This window comes from Yoonia sp. MH D7, from assembly GCF_054439475.1.
Genome location: NZ_JBTJCF010000002.1, coordinates 19,765 through 39,346, shown reverse-complemented (window position 1 = coordinate 39,346; position 19,582 = coordinate 19,765). Strand labels below are relative to the sequence as shown.

General features: G+C 53.9%; 18 protein-coding genes, 1 pseudogene and 1 riboswitch. Of the genes and pseudogenes, 13 read left to right on the top strand and 6 right to left on the bottom strand.

Going from position 1 to position 19,582, the window contains the following annotated elements; all coding sequences use genetic code 11:
• Positions 1-29 precede the first annotated feature (29 nt).
• Positions 30-822: pseudogene (locus ACXLHR_RS16550) on the bottom strand (IS3 family transposase); the annotation flags it as partial.
• 64 nt (positions 823-886) lie between these two features.
• Between ACXLHR_RS16550 and ACXLHR_RS16545 the strand changes: the two are divergent.
• A complete protein-coding gene (locus ACXLHR_RS16545; protein ID WP_458792605.1) occupies positions 887-1,630 on the top strand; it encodes an ABC transporter ATP-binding protein in 744 nt (247 codons plus the stop codon).
• Between the two features lie 1,003 nt (positions 1,631-2,633).
• The gene (locus ACXLHR_RS16540) at positions 2,634-2,990 is read left to right on the top strand and encodes a hypothetical protein (protein ID WP_458792604.1); all 357 of its coding nucleotides are present in this window, start codon (positions 2,634-2,636) and stop codon (positions 2,988-2,990) included.
• Between the two features lie 24 nt (positions 2,991-3,014).
• On the opposite strand, the gene ACXLHR_RS16535 is transcribed toward ACXLHR_RS16540, so the two are convergent.
• Positions 3,015-3,212 carry a DUF977 family protein gene (locus tag ACXLHR_RS16535; RefSeq protein WP_458792603.1) on the bottom strand — a complete coding sequence of 66 codons (198 nt, stop codon included), beginning with the start codon at positions 3,210-3,212 and terminating at the stop codon, positions 3,015-3,017.
• 13 nt (positions 3,213-3,225) lie between these two features.
• A complete protein-coding gene (locus ACXLHR_RS16530; RefSeq protein WP_458792602.1) occupies positions 3,226-4,083 on the bottom strand; it encodes a Fic family protein in 858 nt (285 codons plus the stop codon).
• A gap of 619 nt (positions 4,084-4,702) precedes the next feature.
• Positions 4,703-4,902, top strand: a riboswitch (cobalamin riboswitch).
• 178 nt (positions 4,903-5,080) lie between these two features.
• On the opposite strand from ACXLHR_RS16530, the gene ACXLHR_RS16525 reads away from it, so the two are divergent.
• Genes ACXLHR_RS16525 through ACXLHR_RS16505 form a run of 5 tightly spaced genes read left to right on the top strand, consistent with a single transcriptional unit; the run spans position 5,081 to position 9,824 of the window.
• Positions 5,081-5,827 (top strand): (2Fe-2S) ferredoxin domain-containing protein, encoded by a 747-nt coding sequence (locus ACXLHR_RS16525; protein WP_458792601.1) that lies wholly within the window; start codon positions 5,081-5,083, stop codon positions 5,825-5,827.
• Positions 5,824-6,885 (top strand): LLM class flavin-dependent oxidoreductase, encoded by a 1,062-nt coding sequence (locus ACXLHR_RS16520; RefSeq protein ID WP_458792600.1) that lies wholly within the window; start codon positions 5,824-5,826, stop codon positions 6,883-6,885. The genes ACXLHR_RS16525 and ACXLHR_RS16520 overlap by 4 nt, the downstream gene beginning before the upstream one ends.
• Positions 6,882-7,859: an ABC transporter substrate-binding protein gene (locus ACXLHR_RS16515; protein WP_458792599.1), complete on the top strand. Its 978-nt coding sequence runs from the start codon at positions 6,882-6,884 to the stop codon at positions 7,857-7,859. The genes ACXLHR_RS16520 and ACXLHR_RS16515 overlap by 4 nt, the downstream gene beginning before the upstream one ends.
• Before the next feature lie 25 nt (positions 7,860-7,884).
• Positions 7,885-9,054: a FecCD family ABC transporter permease gene (locus ACXLHR_RS16510; RefSeq protein WP_458792598.1), complete on the top strand. Its 1,170-nt coding sequence runs from the start codon at positions 7,885-7,887 to the stop codon at positions 9,052-9,054.
• Positions 9,051-9,824: an ABC transporter ATP-binding protein gene (locus ACXLHR_RS16505; protein ID WP_458792597.1), complete on the top strand. Its 774-nt coding sequence runs from the start codon at positions 9,051-9,053 to the stop codon at positions 9,822-9,824. The genes ACXLHR_RS16510 and ACXLHR_RS16505 overlap by 4 nt, the downstream gene beginning before the upstream one ends.
• A 628-nt stretch (positions 9,825-10,452) precedes the next feature.
• Here the strand turns inward: ACXLHR_RS16505 and ACXLHR_RS16500 are convergent.
• The gene (locus tag ACXLHR_RS16500) at positions 10,453-10,875 is read right to left on the bottom strand and encodes a Fur family transcriptional regulator (protein WP_458792596.1); all 423 of its coding nucleotides are present in this window, start codon (positions 10,873-10,875) and stop codon (positions 10,453-10,455) included.
• Between the two features lie 128 nt (positions 10,876-11,003).
• On the opposite strand from ACXLHR_RS16500, the gene ACXLHR_RS16495 reads away from it, so the two are divergent.
• The 6 genes from ACXLHR_RS16495 (at position 11,004) to chrA (ending at position 16,909) form a co-directional block, all read left to right on the top strand.
• Complete coding sequence (locus tag ACXLHR_RS16495) at positions 11,004-11,906, top strand: metal ABC transporter substrate-binding protein (protein ID WP_458792595.1); 903 nt, start codon at positions 11,004-11,006, stop codon at positions 11,904-11,906.
• Between the two features lie 91 nt (positions 11,907-11,997).
• The gene (locus tag ACXLHR_RS16490) at positions 11,998-12,891 is read left to right on the top strand and encodes a manganese/iron ABC transporter ATP-binding protein (protein WP_458792594.1); all 894 of its coding nucleotides are present in this window, start codon (positions 11,998-12,000) and stop codon (positions 12,889-12,891) included.
• Positions 12,891-13,772: a metal ABC transporter permease gene (locus tag ACXLHR_RS16485; protein WP_458792593.1), complete on the top strand. Its 882-nt coding sequence runs from the start codon at positions 12,891-12,893 to the stop codon at positions 13,770-13,772. Before ACXLHR_RS16490 ends, ACXLHR_RS16485 begins: the two co-directional genes overlap by 1 nt.
• Positions 13,772-14,629 (top strand): metal ABC transporter permease, encoded by an 858-nt coding sequence (locus tag ACXLHR_RS16480; protein ID WP_458792592.1) that lies wholly within the window; start codon positions 13,772-13,774, stop codon positions 14,627-14,629. The genes ACXLHR_RS16485 and ACXLHR_RS16480 overlap by 1 nt, the downstream gene beginning before the upstream one ends.
• A 521-nt stretch (positions 14,630-15,150) precedes the next feature.
• A complete protein-coding gene (locus tag ACXLHR_RS16475; RefSeq protein ID WP_458792591.1) occupies positions 15,151-15,699 on the top strand; it encodes a redoxin family protein in 549 nt (182 codons plus the stop codon).
• Positions 15,700-16,078: 379 nt separating this feature from the next.
• A complete protein-coding gene (chrA, locus tag ACXLHR_RS16470; RefSeq protein WP_458792590.1) occupies positions 16,079-16,909 on the top strand; it encodes a chromate efflux transporter in 831 nt (276 codons plus the stop codon).
• Between the two features lie 140 nt (positions 16,910-17,049).
• Here the strand turns inward: chrA and ACXLHR_RS16465 are convergent, their stop codons facing one another.
• A complete protein-coding gene (locus ACXLHR_RS16465; protein WP_458792589.1) occupies positions 17,050-17,946 on the bottom strand; it encodes a Rid family hydrolase in 897 nt (298 codons plus the stop codon).
• A gap of 1 nt (position 17,947) precedes the next feature.
• Positions 17,948-19,525 (bottom strand): flavin monoamine oxidase family protein, encoded by a 1,578-nt coding sequence (locus ACXLHR_RS16460; protein WP_458792588.1) that lies wholly within the window; start codon positions 19,523-19,525, stop codon positions 17,948-17,950.
• Between the last annotated feature and the right edge of the window lie 57 nt (positions 19,526-19,582).

The window sequence follows — 19,582 nt, the reverse complement described above, 5'->3', positions numbered from 1 at the left end:
TGTCTCTGAGCGATAGGAGATGAAGCTGATGAACAATATTGCGACCCGCGATCCGTATGGTGAATGCAGTCTTTCGGCGGTTGTCGCAAAGCAACGGCCATATCTAACGCCCGGATCGCTAGATCCTTCTTCATGCGGTTGCTGACAGCCCAACCGATGACACGGCGAGAATACAGATAAAGGATGACGGCGAGATACAGCCACCCTTCACTGGTCCATATGTAACTGATGTCACCTGCCCATTTTTGGTTGGGGCCAGTCGCTGAGAAATCTTGATCCAACAGATTGGGTGCGATGTTGAACGTGTGGTTACTGTCCGTCGTCGCCTTGTATTTCTGGGTTCTTATGATCTTGATGCCATTCTCACGCATCAAACGCCCTACGCGCCGGTGTCCGATCTTCAGCCCTAGCTCCTGCAATTCTTCAGTCATGCGGGGTCGCCCATAGCTTTCTAGGCTTAACCGATGTTGTTCGCGGATATGGGCCAGAAATACCATATCATCCCGCTGGCTCTGGCTCATCGGACGCACCCGCCAAGCACGGAACCCACGCGATGTGACCTGCAAAGAAGATTGCCGCCTTTTTTAGCACTTCCCTCTCCTCACGCAGTAGGCGGACTTCTTTGCGAAGCCGCGTGTTCTCCTTTTCGACGTCTTCATGCGGTCCTGACATCAGATCGTCATGCTGATGTTGCTGAACCCATTTGTTCAGCGTCGAAAGCCCAACCCCTAAATCCGATGAAAGTTAAGGCCGCGTTAGGCCACTGCTCATCGCCATGCGCACCGCATCACGCCGAAACTCGTCTGTGTATCTCTTTGCCATTCTCTATCTCCTTCATAGCAAACATTGCTCGAAAGAGACCGGAACTAAACCGTGACAAGTCCAAATGCAAAACGTGCGCAAAGTTTACCGGACTGGCACTACAGAGCATGTAGCGGTGTCCGATGTGACGCTTAATATCAATGATGGTGAATTGCTCTCAGTAGTCGGGCCGTCGGGCTGCGGCAAGACGACGATGCTTAAAATCCTCGCGGGATTGCACGAGACTGATGGTGGCACAGTAAAGATTGGTTCAAGTGTGGCCAATTTTGAAGAGGGGCGTGACGTCGGCATGGTGTTTCAACAACCCATGCTCCTCAAGTGGCGCACAATTTCCGAAAATGTATTGCTGCCAGCTCAAATCCTCGGCCTGCCAATGAAGGCGGCGCGGGAGCGCGCACAAGATTTGTTGCAGATGGTCGGGTTAGGCCATGCGGGCAAAAAATATCCGTTTGAACTCTCGGGCGGCATGCAGCAACGCGCCGCAATTGCACGTGCGCTGATCCATGATCCAAAACTAGTCCTAATGGATGAACCTTTTGGGGCGCTTGATGCTATGACGCGCGAAAAGATGAACCTCGAAATGCTGCGGATTTGGCAAGAAAGTCAGAAAACAATCGCCTTCATTACGCACGGTATTCAAGAAGCGATTTTCCTTGGATCTCATTGCGCAGTGCTCTCGGCCGGTCCCGCACGTATGGCGGATCATTTCAAGATCGACCTGCCTCATCCGCGAACACTCGACATTAAAACGACTGATGCGTTTGGCGAATATGTTAAACGGGTCTACCGCCAGCTTGGGATGCACTAAATGCTCATTTAAACGCTTCGCCAATGGTTGTATTTTGTCTTTTGGCCGGTAGCAGAACAACAGGGACCAAAGGCAATTTTAATGGGCTGCGGTGCAGAATTATAGTCCAAGTTGGATGCCCTGTTTGGACCGCGGTTTGTCGGTCTGAAATCCACTGACGTTGGTATCATTTAATGGCCGTTTCCGCGACTTGGGCTGCATCGCAGCACGAAATATGCTGCAACTGCGAGGAAATGCTGCGTGAGCAATATCCGCGCGGGCACAAGGCCGCTTAGTCCGCGACTTGATCCTTGGCCTAACCAACGATGAAGGTCTGGTCTGGGGCAGAAATGCTTGACGTTTGGGTTAGTATTGCGTGACGCGGCACGTTGATAGGATTCAAAAAAAATTGGCCATCGAGTCAAAGGTGCGCGACGTTCCTCACTATGACACAAGTCCTCGTCGTTATTGACGCGGCAAATTAAGTAAGCGTGTGTATGTCTCTATGGCCGTCTTCGTCTCAGAACGGGTGGCCGTAGCTGCGTTGTTTAGACAGGTCAAGTATCGCCCGGACTCATCAAAGTAGTTGCTGAACTCCGCAGATAGAATGTCGCGAAACTCTATTTGGAGTGCCGTGTTTTCGGGTACGACCGGCAAGAGTGGTGGAACGCAAAACATTGTACTCGTCTCGCCCTCCGCCTTTATCCCTGACCCGGTTATTGTGCCAACTGCGACTAGCAAAGCACCCAGAACAGGGATGCGTGGCATCACGTATTTGAGGCTCGCGCTGCTCCATTTTCCCCTCATTTAGGATAATCCCTCTACTTTAAAGATACTTACGTCTCCTATCGGCGCGGTAGGAATTTTGCGGCTGAATGGGTTGTAAGTAGCTTTTTGTTTGCGTAAGGTATTTTTTAACATACAAACTAATTATTACCACCACTAAAGGGTTTTCAACAATATTGCCGCTCGCGGCAACCCTCCGCTGACTCTTGCGCTCACTCAACTCACAAACGGACGGATTATGAAGAATAAGTCTGCATTACTGGTTTTGGCGGCCGTAAACAAAGAGCTGGATGATGTGAGCTGGTTGGAAGTCGAATGTTCCAAAGCAGCTTCAAAGTCTGGATCAGTAATGTGCGGCGAGTGGACGTTTAGTCTGGCGACGCCGATGAACGGGAACGATGTTCATAGATCGCGGGTCGTCGTCTGGCGCACTCTCGAAGCAAAAAAAATCACAACAATTACCGGGCTGACGGCTCTGGCGCTGACGCTGGATATTCGCCTGCCAGTGTTTCCACTGCGCGACGGAGACGTAGGCGTTTGGACGCGTGACCCATCAAAACCAGCTCGAAATCGTTCCATGGGGGGAAGCCTATGAAGCTATTTTTTAACATAACATGTATTATCGGATCGAATACCAAGCCCCCCGCGCTTGACCGTGCAGTGCGAGGTGACCATCGTTCACCAATGTTTTGAAGTGTTGCTTGAGGGTGTTCCGGTTGGCACCTGTCAGCTTCACGGCATCTGCCATTGTGAGACGCCCTTGTTCACGTGTGAGCTCGACAATTTTCGCGGCGAGTTCAGGCATTGCGCCAATCATCAATTTTTCCCGCTCAACCCGTGTCTTGAGCCTTTGCATCTGGCGTTGCAACGCACTGAGGAAGAATTCTAGCCACGGAGTCCACTCGGGATTTGGCCTCCTGAATCGTGCCCTGGGTTTGCCTCAGCGCGAGATAATAGGCTTCCTTACTCTGTTCGATCACGCTTTCAAGCGAACTGTATGTCACATAAGCATACCCTGCCCTGAGCAGCAGTAGTGTTGTAAGAACGCGGCTAAGTCTGCCGTTGCCATCTTGAAACGGGTGTATTTCCAACAACACAACAACGAATATCCCGACGGCCATTAATGGGTGCATATCGGGATCTTTAACCGCGCCTTGATACCACGTCACCAACTCTTGCATTAGTCGTGGCGTGTCGAACGGCGAGGCCGTCTCGAAGACGATTCCAATCTGAGCACCCGTCTCGTCGAAAGCCGCGACGCTATTGCTGGAGGTCTTATAGGCCCCCCGATGGCGTTCGTCTTTGTTGCTATACTTTAACAGGTCCCTATGCAGTTGTTGGATATGGTTCTCTGTTATCGTGATGTTTTCCCACGACCCAAAGACCATCTCCATCACTTCAGCGTAGCCAGCAACCTCTTGTTCGTCACGGGTTTCAAAGGATTTGATTTCTAGATTGGACAAAAGCCGTTGCACGTCTTGGTCTGAAAGCTTGCTTCCTTCAATCCGTGTTGATGAGCCAATACTTTCAATGGTCGCCACGCGTCTCAGCGAAGACAATCGCTCCGGCGCAAGCGACCCAAGGGCGCGCCAAGCCCCCTTAAATTCGTCGATTTCAGAAACCTTGGCGAGGATTTTAGGCGTGATAACGAGTGACGAGGTGTTCAACATACCCATATGAATACCCATTTACACCCAATCGTCAATTCAATTCAACATCCATAAACACCCATTTGAATTGGGATCGCTAGATAGCCTACAAAGTCGTTGGTCCAAAATAAACTGACCAGTCTCGCCAGAAAATAGACAAACATAGATCAAGATGAGTTAGCCCCAACTGCCATTGATGGCCCAAATCCGGACCTTCACTTAAATCGCAGCGAAGGCTACCGAAGAGCCCGAGGCAGTCATTGCTATTTCTCGCTGCGTGCGCATGGAGCACGAAAGTTGCTGCAGATGCTTGACCTGAGACTCTGCGCTGCGACAGAGATCGCGGCCATTCGATCTTAATGCGGCGAGGATATGGACAGCAATTCACAGATTGCGGGTCGAAGCCGAGGGTGAGCTATTTTAAACGAACGGCTGCTTCTCTGCCGGAAAAAACAGCAAGGGCGGAACGCCGACGTTCCCTTCGATTACAAAATTATTCGAAAGTGTTTTATATATTCCATCGCACTCGCAGTCACCGTGATTTAATGGCTATAACTCCTGACGCTAGCCTTGGCGCACAAAAAACAATTCCATTGAAGATACCTTCAGTGGTTTCTATCGGACTGCGTTGATACTTGACGCCCTGCTGGGCTAGGTATTTAATGAAATAGTTATCGGTTCCCGAGAGGGATCAAATGGGAATTTGGTGCGCGACGGTATGACCGTGGCAATGCCAGAACTGCCCCCGCAACTGTAAGCGGCGAGCGACCTCGAACACGCCACTGGACTCGCGTCCGGGAAGGCCGAGGGACGTGACGACCCGTAAGTCAGGAGACCTGCCGTAAACGTGTATTCAACCCAGGCGGGGTGTCCTGGAGGGGGAATGATGACTAAATAGCCTCCACCGCTTTGCGGGGGGATCAGTCAATCGGCCTTCTTCTTGTGGTCTCTCGCACGACAAAGGCCGTGTTTTGTTCAGATCCCACTTTCGACATCGCAGGCCGTGCCGCTGTCCATCAGACAAAGGGCTTGTCTGATGCGGCCCATGATTCTCGTTCTGGCCAAGGCCGCAATTGCGGCAGCACCACGTGCGGAAATGGCTGCGCTGGCCGAAGCGGTGGCCGCGCACAGCCCCGGCCATAACGCCACTTACGCCTTCTCGGAGCAAGGCAGCCCCAGCCTGCGGGAGCGCCTGAGCGAGATTGCCGCGTCGGGCGTGTCCAAGGTTATCATTGTCCCGGCGATGCTACCGATGGAGCCGGGGTTTCCGGCATGGATCCGCCGGGCAGTGAATCGCTGGATGAAAACACAGTCTTTGCCGCTGCCCAAGATCACCATCGCGCCTCCCCCACTAGTCGCGTCAAGCGATATGCCAGCGATCCTGTCCTCCGCCGTAGCGCGGGCGGGCCACGAGGATGTGACACAATCTGCGACCCCGATCCCCGACGCTTCGGTGATCCAAGGCCCAAAGCGTCGGGTTTTGCTGTGTATGGGCGGGCCGTGCAATGACGCCGCGTCTGGTCTGTTGTGGCAACACTTGCGTGCTGAGCAAGATCGGTTGGGTCTGCGGGATAATGGCGAGGGGATGATGAGCTGCAAGACGAGCTGCCTCGGCCCGTGCAATCTTGCGCCCGTGGTGCAGGTCTGGCCAGAGGGGACGACCTATTGCGGGGTGGACGAAACAGCGCTCGATCGGATTCTGGCAGAGCATATTCAGGGCGGCACGCCTGTGGAGGACTTGGCCTATCGCCCTCAAAAGACCAAGCAACGGCTACGGTCATGAGCTCCGCGAAGGAAAAACTACGCTTCGATCTGACGGGCTACGCGCGCGATGGCAGTCTCGGCGACCACGACGGGCTGATGCGGGTCGCAGAGCGGGCCGATGTCCTTGGGTTTGGCGGCATCTGGTTTAATGAGTTCCACTTCTCCCGCACCACGCTACCCTATCCATCGACGCTGCTTCTGGGGGCGGCGATCCTTGCGCGGACGCAACGATTGCGCTTTGGCACCTCGATCCTTGTGCTGCCGCTGTACCATCCGCTGCTGCTGGCCGAGCAGATCGCGCAACTGGATCGTCAAAGCGGGGGGCGGCTGGATGTGGGCGTCGGACGCGGTACCTCGCCCGAGACATTCCACGCGCTTGGCCTTGATCCCGCTCAAGCCCCTGCACGGTTTGCCGAGGCGCTTGGCGTGATCCTTGCCGCGTTGACGAAACCGATCGTGTCGTCGGACGGCCCGACATGGACATTCTCCGACGTGACTGTAGGCCCGCCGCCGATCCAGCGACCGCACCCGCCGATCCATGTCGGGGCCGCGTCACCGGATACGCTGGCCATCGCCGCGCGGCACCGTTTCCCGCTGCTTCTGAGCCTTGAGCCGAACGAGACCCGTCAGATTGGCGTGTTCCGTGACCAACTCGCGCGCGCAGGTGCAAGTTCAGAGCCTTTGGCGGCCTCTTCGCTGGCGCGCTACGTGATTGTGGAAGCGACCCAAGCCAAGGCCGAGGCCGCGCTTGATCGGTTCACCGATGCGCTTAACAAGGCCCGCATCGCCCGTGCAAACACCTTCGGCAAACCGCCACCCGCGCCGCGTACGCCCGCCGATATGCTGGCGGGATACACCATTGCCGGGACGCCCGAGGCATGCCGCGCCCAGATTAAGCACCTGACTCGATCCACGGGTATTCGCAATATGCGCTGCCTGTTCTCCGCCAACGGCACCATTCCACTCGATAAGGCATCCGCCTCGATGGAACTTTTCGGAACCGAGGTTTTGCCAATTTGCGCAGACCTGCCCGCGCCACCTCTCCCAAACATCAGACCTAAAGGAACCCTCCCATGAGGCATCTCAAACTAATCGTCACCGCCAGCTTGTTGGCTCTCGCTCTGCCTGCCTATGCGCAGGACGGTTTTCCGTTCGTTGACGAAAACTGCGGCCACACGTTCACCTACGACGCAGCCCCGGAGCGCGCCGTGACCCTATCGAACAACGCGACCGAGCTGATGCTAGCGCTGGGTTTGGAGGACCGTATGGCAGGCACATCCTACATGGCGGACATGGCGATCAGCCCGCAATATGAGGAGGCGTATCAATCGGTTCCGATCCTGTCTCCGCTAGTGGCCACAACCGAGCAATTGATCGATGTAGAAGCAGATTTCATCTACGCAGGCTACCCCGACGGCTTTTCCGAGAGCCGTCATACGCGTGAACAGTTGCACGATCTGGGCATGACCACGCGGCTCAACACCGAAGGGTGCAATCTGGGCCGCTATGGCTTTGACGAACTGTATGCCGAGATCCGCTCTGTCGCGGGCATCTTCGGCGTGTCCGAGCGCGGCGAGGCGCTGATTGCCGATATGCAGGCCATCGTGTCTGATGTGGAAGCGCGGTTGGAGGGCGTCGAGCCTGTGTCGGTCTTCATCTACAACGGCGGCGAAGACACGCCACGCGCCGTGTTGGGCCACACCATGCTGAGCCATGTGGTCGAACGGGCGGGAGGTGTGAACATCTTGGGCGACATAGAAAACCGTTACGGCAGCACGTCGTGGGAACAGTTGGTTGATCAGGCTCCGGAACATATCGTGGTGTTCTACTCTGGCACACAAAGCGGTCAGATCGTGGAAGATCCCGAGACCGCCATCGGCCGTGCCCGCATCGCCACGCTGGAGGCCAACCCGATCATCGCGGATGTACCCGCCGTCGAACAGAACAACTATGTACTGATTGTGTCGGGCATCGGCCAACCGGGACCAAGCTCGGCCGATGCGCTGGAAACCCTGGCGCGCGCATTCCACCCGGACGTGTTCACGCAATGACGTCAGACAATCCGGCAGCGGGTCATTGACCACGCCGGACCAACTTGAACAGCAAGGCACATCAAGAGATCGCGCCTTGCTCGACGTTCTGCGCCAAACCCCGCCGCCTGTGCGTGTGCGGGGCGGTCGTGTGCCCGCTGCACCGTTGCACGCCGGACGCATGAGCTATCTTGCGGTTGTGTCCGGCATGGTAGCCCTCATCGCGGCGGCGGGGCTTCTCGGGCTCATGATCGGATCCGTTACGATACCACCGCTCACGTCAGCACGGATACTGATTCACTGGCTGTCAGGAGGCTGGTTGATCGAGCCCAATTGGCGCACGGCCCACGAGATCATCATCGTCCAAACCCGCATTCCCCGTGTTATCCTCGCGGGCGTCGTGGGGGCCAGCCTTGGCGTTGCGGGCATGGTGATCCAGGCCATCGTGCGCAACCCGCTGGCGGGGCCTTCCATTCTGGGCGTGTCCTCTGGCGCTGCTACGGGGGCGGTGCTGGTTATGCGCTTTGGCCTAATCATTTTCGGTGCATTTACCTTGCACATCGCCGCCTTTGTCGGAGGCCTCGCGGCTTTGTCATTGGTGTTCTGGATCGCGCGCACAGGGGGAAATATGACCCCGACACGACTGGTGTTGGCAGGCATCGCCGTGGGCGCCGTACTATCGGCGTTCACTAGCTTGCTGGTTTTGACCTCGCCGGACCCGCAATTGGCCGCGCGGGTTTTGTTCTGGACGCTCGGTGGCTTTGGCACAGCGCAGTGGAAGCTGCTGCCGATCCCGGTTAGCGCGCTGGCCCTTGGGCTTGGATTCATGCTGATTCAGGCGCGCCACCTAAACCTGTTGATGGCGGGCGATGAAAGCGCTGTGGCCCTCGGCCTCGACGTCGAACGGTTTCGACGCACGATGTTTGTTCTCACGGCGGGGCTTACGGGGATTACCGTGGCCGTGTCCGGTGTCATTGGTTTTGTCGGGCTGATCATGCCCCACATCGTGCGACATTTGGTCGGCGCGGATCACCGCCGGGCGCTGCCCGCGGTGGCGCTTTTGGGGGCGAGTTTCACCATCATGGCGGATCTGGTAGCGCGCTCAATTATCGCACCACTGGAGTTGCCTGTAGGCATCATCACCGCGCTTGTGGGGGGGCCGTTTTTCATGTGGCTTTTGCGACGTGACGCACGTAGCCTGGGGGTCACGCGATGACGCTTACAGCGGGCACATTGGCCCTGGAGGGCATCACCGTCGAGGTGTCGGGCAAGCGGATAGTTGAGGACATCAGCTTTGATGTGACGCGGGGAGAGATGCTTGGCATTCTCGGGCCCAATGGCGCGGGTAAATCCACTGTTCTGCGCACGATTTATGGTGTGACGCGGCCCTCAGCAGGCCGCGTTTTAGTAAACGGCGAGGACGTGCAACGCCACAGCGCGGCATGGGTGGCGAAAAACGTCGGTGCGGTGTTGCAAGATATGCCCACCGATTTCCCTCTGACAGTGCGCGACGTGGTGGCCATGGGCCGATCGGCGCACAAGGGCCTGCTTGAACCCGACTCCCCCCACGATGCTGCACTGATCGACGCTGCCCTGGAATTACAACGCCTCAGCACTCTGAAAGACCGTGCCTTTCGGACGCTGTCGGGCGGCGAACGGCAACGCGCGCTACTGGCCCGTGCGCTGGTGCAGCAACCCGGTGTATTGGTGTTGGACGAGCCGACAAACCACCTTGATATCCGCTATCAACTGTCCTTGCTGACCTTCGTGCGCGACCTTGGGCTTACGGTCGTTGCAGCCCTTCACGACCTCAATCTTGCGGCAATGTTCTGTGACCGAATTTGTTTGGTAGACGGGGGGCGTATTGTTGCAACAGGCCCGCCCGAGAAGGTGCTGACGGCGGCGCGTATTTTCAACGTCTATGGCGTTGACATGTTGGTGCAACGTCACCCCAGAACAGGCAGCGTCGTGGTTCTTCCGGCATAAAAAAAGGGTAATCGATACTGCCGAAATTTGACAAAAATCCCTGCGATAAATCGTGCGCGGTACTAGCATTATTATTTTGCCTAGCGTCCCAATTCCCGGATGTTTCTATTCGCACCTTGCATGATTACCCGTTGGTGTTTCTTGCAGGGAAAGGGCGGTTTGCATTGGCCCATATAGCTGGTTGGAATGGCCGCTTCAGTGACGGACGAAGTCCTGTAGAAAGTGACGTGCTGCACCAGCAAGCAAATGCTGCGTTAGCAATAGCTGCGCGTGCATAAGGCCGCTTTGTCCGCGAAGTGTGAGTTCACCAAGTATCATATTTCGCGGCTGCAGCGAAAGTCTGGTCTAACGGGCCGCACCGCGGCATAACCGAGGGTGGGTGAAGGTCAGCAATGGGCCGTCGCTATCGTGTTGATGCTGTTGAACCCATTTGTTCAGCGTCGAAAGCCCAACACCCAAAACTGTCCGAAAAAGCAGGACCACTTCACTTTCACAAGTTGATCCACCTTAACTACTGGCCCGAAATCATGCGACCACCTCTGTTCAAATGGTGAAACCGATAGTGATTGGTCGAGAGGCAGAATTTGTTGAATTTGAACATGCGTGAAAGTGCAAGGTTCCGAGAGGCTCAAGGTGCTTTTAGCTTACGCACCCTAAGAACCGAATGCTGGCAAAGGATTTCATATCCTAGCTCAGCTGCCAGACGTGATCTGAGTGCGTACAGCTCTTTAGATACCAGCTCGAGGACCTCACCACTGTCAACATCAACCAGATGATCATGCTCTGTTTTCGTCGCCATTTCAAACCGTGCCGGACCATCGTCGACAGCAACACGCTGGACAATACCGGCATCTGCCAGAGTAGATAGCGCGCGGTAGACAGTTGCGAAAGACACACTGCTGTCTATCAATTTGGAGCGCGTATAAACGTTTTGAGCGCTTGGATGGTCGTGGCTTTGCACCAATGTCGCGAGAACTGTTCGCCTCTGTTGCGTCACACGGATGCCTGCATCGCGTAGCATTTCATCTATTTTATCATGCAGAGCATTCATCTTTTGATCCTAAACTTCTGAATAATTCATAACTGACGGAAAGTGTTTTTGCAATTAATTCGCAAAAGCAGTTGACAGATGCGAATGATTTGCATTTACATATAGAGAAATTTATAAAGGAGAACTGAATGCTATCTCTATTTCTTAAAACGACATCTGTTGCGGCTATCACAATGACATCTGCGACTAATGCTGTTGCAGATGACCGTATGAAAGTTGTCACGACCTTCACAGTCCTTGCAGATATGGCTGCGAATGTAGCAGGCGATGCCGCAGACGTGGTGTCCATTACCAAACCGGGTGCTGAAATTCACGGTTACGAGCCGACACCGCAGGATATCGTCCGGGCGTCTGATGCCGACTTGATCTTGTGGAATGGTATGAATTTGGAGCTCTGGTTCGAACAGTTCCTAACCAACATGAAAGATGTGCCGTCCGCCACGCTAACAGATGGGATCGACCCAATTTCTATTTCTTCGGGCAGCTATCAGGGCATGCCCAATCCGCATGCTTGGATGGGATTAGATAACTCGCTGGTTTATATCGATAATATCGTCATGGCTTTTGTCACACAAGACCCCGAAAATGCCGAAATATATATCGCCAATGCTGAGGCTTATAAAGAGGAGCTTCGCGTCACAATTGAACCACTGCGTGCTGCCATTGCAGAAATCCCCGAAGAGCGCCGTTGGTTGGTGACTTGCGAAGGTGCATTTAGCTATCTCGCGCGTGATTTTGGCATGAAGGAATTGTATCTTTGGCCCATGAACGCAGATCAAGTCGGCACGCCGCAACAGGTGCGCGCCGTTATTGATGGTGTTCGGGACAATGACATTCCTGTTGTCTTTTGCGAAAGTACGGTCAACACGGCTCCCGCCGAACAGGTAGCACGCGAAACTGGTGTGGCTTACGGCGGTGTACTCTATGTCGATAGCCTAAGCGAACCAGATGGCGAAGTGCCTACTTACCTTGATTTATTGCGTGTAACATCGCGTACAGTGGCCGATGGTCTGACGTCTGCAATGAACTAAGATAGAATAATATCTGCAAGTGACCTGTGGCGCCCTTGCTGCAGGTTGCTTGCGTTAAGCGACAACGGCAGAACCCGCCAAAGGAAACGATATGCGTGACGAAAACACTCTATCCGAACATCAAGATATCAAAACGAGCGTCGGCATTTCGGCGTGCGATGTCACGGTAACCTACCGCAATGGCCATACTGCCCTTTGGAATGCCAGTTTTGAAGTCCCACGCGGCACTGTAACCGCATTGGTGGGCGTAAACGGTTCTGGCAAGTCTACATTATTTAAGGCCATCATGGGTTTTGTGCCTATCGCCAAAGGAGCGATTAAAATTCTTGGTCTTGATGTGAAAGACGCGTTAGCTAAGAATTTGGTCGCGTATGTTCCGCAATCGGAAGATGTCGACTGGGCTTTCCCCGTTTTAGTTGAAGACGTCGTCATGATGGGTCGCTATGGCCACATGGGTTTTTTGCGTCGCCCTAAAAAAGTTGACTATGAAGCTGTTGACGAGGCCTTGCGCCGAGTCAGCATGCAAGATTTCAGAACTCGTCAGATTGGTGAGCTTTCTGGCGGCCAACGTAAACGCGTGTTTCTTGCGCGGTCACTGGCACAAGACGGTCAAGTTATCCTCCTGGACGAGCCATTCACTGGTGTCGATGTCAAAACCGAAGAACAAATTATCGTTCTGCTGCGCGAATTGCGTGCCGAAGGCCGTGTGATGCTGGTCTCTACCCACAATCTTGGTTCAGTGCCGGAATTTTGTGATCGCACAGTACTGGTCAAAGGGACCGTCCTCTCCCACGGACCAACCGAAACTACATTTACCCGTGAAAATCTCGAAAATGCTTTTGGCGGCGTACTGCGGCATTTCACGCTGGGTGGCGAGGCGTTGCACGATGATAAAGATGTGCGATCAGTTACGATCTTTACCGATGATGAACGCCCACTTGTGCAATATGGCGATAAGACCCAGCGCACGAAGCGGAGTAAGTAATGGAACATCTGATAGAGCCGTTTGGCTATAACTACATGATCAACGCCATGTGGGTGTCAGCCCTTGTAGGCGGCGTTTGTGCATTTTTATCGTGCTACTTGATGCTAAAAGGTTGGTCGTTGATTGGTGATGCATTGTCCCATTCGGTCGTACCGGGGGTCGCAGGCGCGTATATCCTTGGTTTGCCGTTTGCTTTGGGGGCATTTATCGCGGGCGGGCTGGCCGCTGGTGCGATGTTGTTCCTTTCTGAACGTTCAGGCCTAAAGGTCGACGTGATCATCGGCCTGATTTTCACGTCCTTCTTTGGCTTGGGCTTGTTTATCGTGTCGATCAATCCGATGTCCGTGTCGATCCAGACCATCACAATGGGCAATATCCTTGCGATCACACCTGAAGACACACTGCAACTGGCGATCATTGGTTTCGTTTCGCTGGCTATCTTAGCGGCAAAATGGAAAGATCTGATGGTTACATTTTTTGATGAAAACCACGCACGGACCATCGGGTTGCGTCCGGGGTTGTTGAAAGCGATATTCTTCATTCTATTGTCGGGATGTGTTGTCGCCGCCATGCAAACTGTCGGTGCATTTTTGGTAATCGCCTTGGTCGTGACCCCCGGTGCGACTGCCTATTTGCTGTGTGACAGGTTCCCCCGTTTGATCATCGTATCCGTCGCAATCGGGTCGATCACCAGCTTTCTAGGTGCCTACATTAGCTATTTTCTGGATGGTGCAACGGGCGGCATCATCGTCACGTTACAAACCGTCATTTTTCTTAGCGCCTTCGTATTTGCCCCGAAATACGGGCTCTTGGCTGCAAAACGTAAGGCAAAACAGGCACTAAATCGAAGTTCAGACGATCTTGCCGCGGAGTTCAAATAATGAGTATTGAAAACCTGATGCTACCGTTCCAGTTTCCATTCATGCAAAATGCATTTCTGATCTCTATGATTGTATCGGTGCCAACTGCATTGCTATCGTGCTTTTTGGTGATGAAAGGCTGGGCGTTGATGGGCGACGCGGTCAGCCACGCAGTTCTGCCAGGGATCGTTCTGGCCTATATTATCGGTGTTCCCTTGATCATTGGGGCGTTCGCAGCAGGTATGACCTGCTCCTTAGCGACCGGCTATTTGTCGAGCAACAGCCGTGTGAAACAGGATACTGTGATGGGGGTCGTATTTTCGGGCATGTTCGGCGTGGGCATCGTGCTTTATGTATCTGTTGAAACGAACATGCACCTTGATCACATCCTCTTTGGTAATATGCTGGGTGTTGAGCCTACTGAGATGTGGACATCAGGGATTATATCGCTTGGAGTTGGTTTGATGCTGGCACTCAAATGGAAAGACTGGTTGCTCCATAGCTTTGATCCCGCGCAGGCACGCGCGTCGGGGCTGTGGGTCAACTGGTTGCATTACGGGATGCTGGCGGCACTTTCTTTAACCATAGTGGCGACGCTGTCGGCAGCGGGTCTGATCCTTGCAATCGGCTTGCTGATTGCACCGGGGGCCATTGCGTTTTTAGTCGTGCGCAAATTTTCTACGATGTTATGGGTGTCCGTAATCGTGTGTATGGCGTCGATGCTATTGGGAACTTATGCCAGTTTCTTTCTCGACAGTGCGCCTGCGCCAACGATTATTCTCATTATGACAGCATTGTTTATAGCTGCCTTTATCCGACGCCAGTTCATCACGCGTCGTACCTCTATGCAGCGGGTTCAGGACACCGTTAGCCCATAGTTTGCAATGGTAACATGATGCGCCATCGCTGAAACGCAGCTTGCAGAAACTGAGCTTCGCATCGACACTTCCAGCTTGCATGGAAAAACTGAAACTTTTACCTCAAAAGCTTCGCTCGTGGCTCTCTACAATGCGCTAAGGTCGTTTGATCAACTGGGCTTGCTGGGACATCTGGGAGAACTTGTAAGCAGCATGGATGAAGAAAAGCTTGCTCGGGAGGCCGATAATAGGGCACGACAACGTGGCGCACGATCCGAGCGGGTGGCTTCAGTTTGCCCGACATGTTGCCACTCAAATGGCGCCCTCTCGGTGATGCACAGCCGCATCATGCCTTTGTACGGTCCGGTTGACAACTTTGTCTTGCGCGGTTGGAAAAAGGCACTGATCCGTATCCTTGACCCACCGGTCTGGAATAAGTAGAGGCTGGCATTGGATAGGATTAATCCGGTCCCCCCCCAACCGATCACATCTGCTTGCAGCAGCAGGCTGCTAAGCGCAACAAGACTTTAAGGAAATATGATATGAAAACGGGCACACCTCTTCCAAACGCAACCTTCAAAACACGCGTGCGCGATGAGGCGATTGGTGGCGAAAACCCCTATCGCTGGAGTGACCGGACGTCCCAAGATTTGTTCTCGGGAAAGCGCGTGTTGTTAATCGGATTGCCCGGCGCATTTACGCCAACATGCTCGAACCGTCAGTTGCCCGCTTTTGATGAGCTGGACGAGACCTTCAAAGAGCAGGGAATTGACGCAATCTATTGCGTATCCGTCAACGATGCCTTCGTGATGAAGCAATGGGCGGATCACCTAAAACTTAAAAACATTAAGATGATCCCTGATGGTTCTGGGGACTTTACGCGCCGTCTTGGCATGCTGGTCCGCAAGGACAATTTGGGATTTGGGCTACGCTCATGGCGTTATGCTGCGGTGATTGCAGACAGTCTCGTCGAAGGCTGGTTTGAAGAGGCTGGCATTTGTGACAACGCGGCGAGCGATCCCTACGAAGCCTCAACGCCCGAAGCAGTCCTGCAGTGGTTGCGCAACGGTCGTAAAGAAAAAGCTGCGTAGAAAATGTAGACACGCCGGTACGCGCGGGGCGATTCTTTGATCGCCAAGTTTCGCAGAGTTGCCAATGGTTGAGTCACAACTTCAAACACTATTGGGATCGGTCATGACCTCTAGAGACGGGGCATCCCGCACGCTTATATCCAGCGTTACTTGCCCCGTCTCAACCACAAGATATCCGTGCAATCCCAATGCGTTTGCGGCGCCTTTGATAAGCTCTCAAGGTAGAAACCGTTTATGGTACATGCCCGATGGTCTTCCTGTTAGCCGTAGCAACCGTCTTGTTCTGGCTTGAATAATCAATGGACCTGTCGCGGTTTGATGCCGCTCCTTTGATAGCATTTACTGTGTTCCATTCACAACAGCGCGACTATGAAGCAGAATGGTGGCCGTTGCCGTTGTGGCACAAGCCGTCTGGGGGATGGCGCGAAACCTTGCGCCCGATCGCGAGCGGGCAAGCATCGCTCTCGGAGCCGTTCTGATCGTGATCTTCGTGGCTGGGTCTATTGGGCAAGTAGCCGCTATCCTCATTGGCGGCATAGCAGGTCTCTGGCTATGCCGTGCTGCCCCAGGTCCCGTAGTCGGACACCTGACGTTTCGCGTATCAAAACGAGTGGGGTCGATGTCGCTGGTGCTCTTTGCCCTGCTCCTGCTTCTTTTGCCCTTTACTGCCGGGGTGACGCAGGGCCTTGCCCTGTTTGACTCCTTCTACCGAGCAGGGTCGCTTGTTTTCGGTGGCGGTCATGTAGTGCTGCCGCTTTTGCAGGCTGAAGTTGTGACGTCAGGCGCGGTCAACAATGACGCTTTCCTGTCCGGATACGGCGTAGCGCAGGCCGTGCCGGGACCGCTATTCACCTTCGCCGCCTATCTCGGTGCGGTCATGAAACCTATTCCAAACGGTTTCATAGGGGCAGCCATCGCACTTGTCGCGATTTTCCTTCCAGGCTTTCTACTTCTGGTAGGCACACTGCCCTTCTGGGATGCCTTCCGGTCGCGTCCTATCGCACAGGCCGCGATGCGCGGCGCAAACGCCGCCGTAGTGGGAATTCTTGGAGCCGCACTCTATGACCCCGTTTGGACAAGTGCCATTCTGACGCCCTATGATTTCGCGCTCGGCCTGTCAGGCTTCATCCTGCTCACTGTCTGGAAGGCGCCGCCGTGGATCATCGTTGTGTTGATGGCATCCGGCGGCGTCGTGCTCGGCCTGCTTTGAGCAGGATGGGCTCCAAAATAAACGTCCAGTGTATTCACTGCCTTCCAAAAACCACCGTTATTGGGCACTGTTAAATTAGGTAGGGCACCCCTTAGAATTCAGAGGTGCCCTATATCAATTTTCTGATTGCGCCGAGAAGTTTATGGGCGAACCGCTACAACTTCAATTTCAACGAGCCAGGAGGAGTTGGCAAGCCCGGCGACTTCAAACACGGACCGTGTGGGCAAATTGGGTTGTGCGTCTGTGCCGAAATACTGAACATAGCCTTCCATAAAGCCGCTAAAGTCCATCGATTCACTGCCGTCAGGTGCAACCAGATAGACCTGCATCTTGATAATGTCACTCATGACAAGATCGATCGACTCCAGCTTAGCTTCAATTGACGCCAAGGTACTGGAAGTTTGCTCAGCGGTATTACCGTAACGTTCAAGTGACCCCTGTTCCGCACTGTCATCGATCACCTGCGGCACCGTGCCACTCAGATAAACAAGTGTCGCATCACTTGGAACCTCGACCGCCGTCAGGATTGGAAAGTCGGAACCTGCAATAGGATGGCGCACGACGCCGCCTCTCATCGAGTCACCAGTCGCATCCATCGCACGATTTTCATGTTCAGCAAGTTCGTCCTGAGCAACTTCCGGTCGCGTGTCAGCAACCATCTCTACTGTCGCATCCGGTGTGTAGTCATTACCAAGGTTGGTTTGGAGAAAAGTCAAAAGTTCAACCATTTGTTCATCATTCAGGAACGATCCAAGCTCAGGCATCGCCGCCTGACCGTTTATGATAAGGTATGCTGCATACGAGGAAAATTCGAGGTTAGGGTTTCCAGCGAGCGCAGGATATACGCCTGCACCTGTCGCCCCGGCCCCGTCCGGCATATGACAACCAGCACAAAATGACTGGTAGATTTCTTCGCCATCAGTTGATGTGTAAGCCCCGGCGGTGAACGCATCGGTTGCCGGCGTTGAGGTTTGGGCATGAGCGGAAATGGCGGTAAGCGCGCTGAAAGACAAGGCTGAGATAAATGTGGTTTTCATATCATTCCCCTTTGATGATTTTGGCATGAAGACGCGAAACTGCGTCGAGAGACGAAAGGATCGCGCCTTCCATCCAGGCGGACATATAGGACAGGTGTTCGCCTGCGCAGACCACACGATTATCGATCTTGATCGCTGTTTCGTAATCGCGTTCCTGATCTTTCCAGATACCTGAACATCCAAGCACCCAAGGCACTTTGTGCCACGAAACGCTGACCCCCGCTTTGTACTCATCACGATATTGCGGGTGAATTTTTTCGCCCATTTGTAGCGCTATTTCGATCCGCTCTTCGGGTTGCATGGCGTTGAACTTGAAGGTGTTCGGGCCGCGCCAAGTGTAGGCACCCAAAAGCACAGCCGGTCCATCTGACATATAGCCGGTAGATGGATAGCTAATCTGCGAAATCGCTTGATCAGTGTAGGTAATACCGCCGAAGATATCTTCGTCCTGCTCCCAGAATCGACGTTTAAATTCCAAGCCCACTTTGGTGGAGCCATTATAAGGCATTTCGCCAATGATAGCTGATAGATCGCTCGACAGGTTGTGATCAATCTGTCCTAAGACAGAAAATGGAATGGTGCAGACGCAATAGTCCCCGGTACTTGTCTGGGTGCCACCGCCGTTGGTGTCTTCCCATTCAACGGTGACACCGTTTTCGTCTTGCTGAAGTGACGTCACCTTGGCGTTGTAGGTGATTAGATCACCGACTTGGCGCTCAAACCCCTGCGCAACGCCGTCCATGCCGCCGATAGGCTGGAACATAGGCGCATGGTGGTTCATGCTCTCGTGGGTCGCAAGATACGTCCACAAGCGTGATTGGATGACTTCGGACGGATCCAGCAAATCGGACGCGATTGGCGCAGCACCCTCACCACCACCAGGCTGTTTTTCGTAACCGCGGTAATTGCTGGTCTCCAAGCTTTTTACATATTCATTCTGGTCATCGAGAACGCCAAAGGCTTTCAGGCTTTCGAGCAAAACCTCTTTATCTTCTTCGGTGACAAGATCATCCAGCCGGTCCTGATTGACAGCCTTCGCAAGCAGTTCGGAAATATGGCCGCGATAGTCGGTCAGAATTTCTTTCATGCGCATAGGTTTGCCGTCGTAAGCGTCGCTACGATGGACATAAGCGTTATAATTGGTCTGGATAAACGGCTCCAGCTTCACGTCCAGGCGACGGCAGTAATCCATGAGCGCATAGTGGTTGTGCGGGATGCGCCATGGTCCGGGGTTGATATAGTTGCCTTCGGCAAAATCGACTTTCTGCGTGGCGCCGCCAAGTTCCGTATAGGTATCGCCAGACCGTAGCGTCCAACAGCGACCCCCTGCTTTTTCGCGAAATTCCAGCACTTCGACTTCATAGCCAACTGCACGCATTTCAAGCGCTGCAGTCATGCCTGCGAGACCTGCGCCAAGTATGAGAATCTTTTTGCCCTGCGGGTCGCCTTCAAGCTTGATGGGACCAGTATAGTTCGACGGCATCGCATGGCCCATTGACGTCATTGCAAAATACATGGCGCTGCTACCAGCAGCAGTCCCGATCATTGTTAACAAATTTCGGCGTGTCATATCTGTCATTTTAAAACCTCCGGTTTTGTTCGTAGTTGCTAAACTCGATTCATCGGAGATAATTTT

Coding starts and splice junctions, on each gene's coding strand:
- ACXLHR_RS16540 (WP_458792604.1), top strand. CDS start 2,634: ATGAAGAATAAGTCTGCATTACTGGTTTTGGCGGCCGTAAACAAAGAG.
- ACXLHR_RS16525 (WP_458792601.1), top strand. CDS start 5,081: ATGCGGCCCATGATTCTCGTTCTGGCCAAGGCCGCAATTGCGGCAGCA.
- ACXLHR_RS16545 (WP_458792605.1), top strand. CDS start 887: ATGCAAAACGTGCGCAAAGTTTACCGGACTGGCACTACAGAGCATGTA.
- ACXLHR_RS16505 (WP_458792597.1), top strand. CDS start 9,051: ATGACGCTTACAGCGGGCACATTGGCCCTGGAGGGCATCACCGTCGAG.
- ACXLHR_RS16520 (WP_458792600.1), top strand. CDS start 5,824: ATGAGCTCCGCGAAGGAAAAACTACGCTTCGATCTGACGGGCTACGCG.
- ACXLHR_RS16535 (WP_458792603.1), bottom strand. CDS start 3,212: ATGATTGGCGCAATGCCTGAACTCGCCGCGAAAATTGTCGAGCTCACA.
- ACXLHR_RS16495 (WP_458792595.1), top strand. CDS start 11,004: ATGCTATCTCTATTTCTTAAAACGACATCTGTTGCGGCTATCACAATG.
- ACXLHR_RS16515 (WP_458792599.1), top strand. CDS start 6,882: ATGAGGCATCTCAAACTAATCGTCACCGCCAGCTTGTTGGCTCTCGCT.
- ACXLHR_RS16465 (WP_458792589.1), bottom strand. CDS start 17,946: ATGAAAACCACATTTATCTCAGCCTTGTCTTTCAGCGCGCTTACCGCC.
- ACXLHR_RS16485 (WP_458792593.1), top strand. CDS start 12,891: ATGGAACATCTGATAGAGCCGTTTGGCTATAACTACATGATCAACGCC.
- ACXLHR_RS16475 (WP_458792591.1), top strand. CDS start 15,151: ATGAAAACGGGCACACCTCTTCCAAACGCAACCTTCAAAACACGCGTG.
- ACXLHR_RS16480 (WP_458792592.1), top strand. CDS start 13,772: ATGAGTATTGAAAACCTGATGCTACCGTTCCAGTTTCCATTCATGCAA.
- ACXLHR_RS16460 (WP_458792588.1), bottom strand. CDS start 19,525: ATGACAGATATGACACGCCGAAATTTGTTAACAATGATCGGGACTGCT.
- ACXLHR_RS16490 (WP_458792594.1), top strand. CDS start 11,998: ATGCGTGACGAAAACACTCTATCCGAACATCAAGATATCAAAACGAGC.
- ACXLHR_RS16500 (WP_458792596.1), bottom strand. CDS start 10,875: ATGAATGCTCTGCATGATAAAATAGATGAAATGCTACGCGATGCAGGC.
- chrA (WP_458792590.1), top strand. CDS start 16,079: ATGGTGGCCGTTGCCGTTGTGGCACAAGCCGTCTGGGGGATGGCGCGA.
- ACXLHR_RS16530 (WP_458792602.1), bottom strand. CDS start 4,083: ATGGGTATTCATATGGGTATGTTGAACACCTCGTCACTCGTTATCACG.